This is a genomic window from Streptosporangium minutum, assembly GCF_002149035.1.
GTDB lineage: Bacteria > Actinomycetota > Actinomycetes > Streptosporangiales > Streptosporangiaceae > Streptosporangium > Streptosporangium minutum.
This window is the reverse complement of sequence record NZ_NGFP01000461.1, coordinates 1-2,744: the sequence shown is the minus strand read 5'-3', so window position 1 is coordinate 2,744 and position 2,744 is coordinate 1. Positions and strand designations below refer to the sequence as shown.

Annotated in this window: 2 protein-coding genes; both read right to left on the bottom strand. The window is 72.1% G+C overall.

The window, feature by feature from the left end; all coding sequences use genetic code 11:
* Positions 1-393: 393 nt before the first annotated feature.
* Positions 394-1,608 carry a hypothetical protein gene (locus CA984_RS43585; RefSeq protein ID WP_086579117.1) on the bottom strand — a complete coding sequence of 405 codons (1,215 nt, stop codon included), beginning with the start codon at positions 1,606-1,608 and terminating at the stop codon, positions 394-396.
* A gap of 112 nt (positions 1,609-1,720) precedes the next feature.
* Positions 1,721-2,744, bottom strand: a 1,024-nt coding sequence (locus tag CA984_RS43580) for a dolichyl-phosphate-mannose--protein mannosyltransferase (protein ID WP_133061978.1), incomplete at its 5' end; no start/stop codon positions are given.

The window sequence follows — 2,744 nt, the reverse complement described above, 5'->3', positions numbered from 1 at the left end:
GGCCCCGTGCGACCGCTGGCGGCCCCCTCCGACATGACCTCCGCCGACCTGCCCTTCGGCCGGCCGGGGCGGTCGCTGGAGATGGGCTCGGACACGCACGGCCACTGCCCCCGCTGTGATGGATTAGTCGGTTCTGGGCAGTGGCGGGAATCACCCTTGAGGTCGGCTCATGGCGAGGTGCCGCAGGAAGTCGCTCTGGGATGCGGCTCATGGCGAGGTGTCGCAAGAGTCGCCCCAGAGGGGCAGTTCACGTCGAGGTGCCGCAGGAAGTCGCTCTGGGAGGGCGGCTCACGTCGAGGTGCCGCAGGAGGCCGCCTCGGGAGGGCGGCTCGTGTCGGCCGTGCTCCGGGGGCCGGTGCACGGCGGTCGGGCCGCGGGAGTCACCTCGGCGGATCAGCCCATGTTGACGTACTGGCGGGGCCGTAGCGCGTGGCTTCTCAGCGCGGCCAGGGCGGCCGACCGGCCCGCGGGGGTGAGGTTGCCCGCCCGCCGCAGGCCGAAGGCGTCCAGGCGCCGTCCCAGTTCGGCCAGAGAGGCGTCCACCTCCGAGGTCTGCCACTCCTCGCAGTCGATCACCGAGGCGACGCGGTCGCGGTCCGCGGGTAAGCCGTCGGCGAGCAGCATCAGCGCCACCTCCCGGGCCGAGGCCCTGAAGCCGTGCTCCCCGGAGGCCGGGGCCAGCAGCGCCGCGGTCGCGGCCTCCCAGAGCAGGTCGCGGTCGTGGAGCAGGCGCTCCCCGGTCGAGGTGATCACCAGCCGCCTCCCGGCGCGGCGCAGCGCGCCCATCTGCCCCTGGGCCACCTCGCGGACCGCCGCCAGCTCCGCGCCGCTCCAGGGACTCTCCGCGAGCACGGAGCGGGCCAGGTTGTGCCGCTGGGTCAGCGGGACGCCGCCCTCCCTACGGCCCTGCTCCAGCAGCCATCTCAGCGCCTCCAGGTGGTCCTCGGCCGGAGCCGGGATCGGGGCGTGCAGGCGCACCTCGAAGGGCTGGGCGAGCTCGCGCCAGGCGGTGCCCCGGCCGAGCACCCAGCGGTTCAGGCGCTCGCCCTGGACCCGGTGGAGCCAGTTGTCCCCGCCGAGCTCGGGCCGGGGCGTGGTCAGCCAGAGGCGGGTCAGCGCCTGCCGTTCGGGGGAGCCGACGGTGAGCTCTCCGGAGACGATGGCGAGCTCCAGGGCGGCCGAGCACGCGCCGTGCGCGCCCAGCTCCTCCGGGCCCATGATCGAGCTCCACCGCAGCTCCGGCACGTCGGGCGGGAGCACCCCGGTGGCGTCCAGAGCGCTCTGGTAGGCGGCCATCCCGGCGTCCTCGCCGGAGCGGGTGTAGGTGCGCAGGATCTGCGCCGTCGCGGAGGAGAGGCAGAGCGCGGCGTAACGTTCCAGGCCGCCCAGCCGCAGGAGGCTGGCCAGCGCGCGGGCGATCGCGGGACGGTCGCCGGAGACCTTGGTCGGGAGTGTGTACCAGAGGAACTCGCACATGTTGAGCTCGGTGATGGTCTCCAGCGGCTCGCCGCCGGTCAGCCAGTCGATGGCGCTCCGGGCGTGCTCGGCGTAGTCGGGCTCGGACCGCTCCAGCTCGGAGAGGAGCGCGGCCACGTCCGGTGCAGGCATGCTTCGAAGTCTGCCGTATGCGGGCCTGCCCTGACGATGAACGTGACGTAATGGATCGTGCACGTCGCCTACCCTAAGGAATCAGCACTAAGCAGCTCATATGCGTGGACGGTCAGACCCAGCCCTTCTTGAAGAGCATGCGCGAATGCCACTCCGCGTAAGGGATGATCTCGGCGGTGAGCACGGGGTAGAGCCACCAGAAGTTGATGAGCGACAGCAGCGTGAAGGCGCCCACGATCGAGGCGCCGACGATACGCCGCCGTGGTGCGGCGTCCGCCGGGCCGATGATCAGGCCGGCGGCGAGCACGATCGCCAGGATCATGAAGGGGACCATGGGGATCGCGTAGAACAGRWACATGGTGCGGTTGTSGGCGATGGCCCAGTAGAACCAGGGCAGCCAGCCGGCGGCGTAGCYCAGCAGGACGGCTCCGGCGCGCCAGTCGCGGGTGGCCACGTACCAGGCGATCATCGCGATGAGCGCGGCCAGCCCGCCGTACCAGATGACCGGGGTGCCGACCCCGAGCACCGCCTGCGAGCAGCTTGAGGCGGCGCATCCGGTCTTGGGCGTCTCGTAGAAGAACGCCACGGGGCGCAGCAGCAGCGGCCAGCTCCACGGCTCCGACTGGTAGCTGTGCGGGGTCGCCAGCCCCCCGTGGAAGCCGAGGACCTGGAAGTGGTAGTTCAGCCACGACCGGATCGAGTCGAAGACGAAGAAGAACGGCCCCTGCGAGGTCGCCTGGGCCCAGTTGCGCCCCCAGCCGGAGTCGGAGACGAACCAGCCGCTCCACGAGGCCATGTAGGTCAGCGCGGGGACCAGGCCCATCCCCAGCAGCAGGTTGGGCAGGTCCTTGCCGACCATCCCGCCGTACGGCCGGCGCAGCCCGACCGCCCGGCGGGCCCCGGCGTCCCAGATCAGCGACATGACCGCGAAGGCCACCAGGAAGAAGATCCCCGACCACTTGACCGCGCACGCCGCGCCCAGGCAGAGCCCGGCGGCGATCCGCCACGGGCGCAGCCCCAGCCACGGGCCGTGCTCGCTCAGCGGCGAGGTCTCGTACCAGTCGACCAGGCGGCCACGCGCCCGGTCCCGGTCGACCACCAGGCAGGCGAACCCGGCCAGGACGAAGAACATCAGG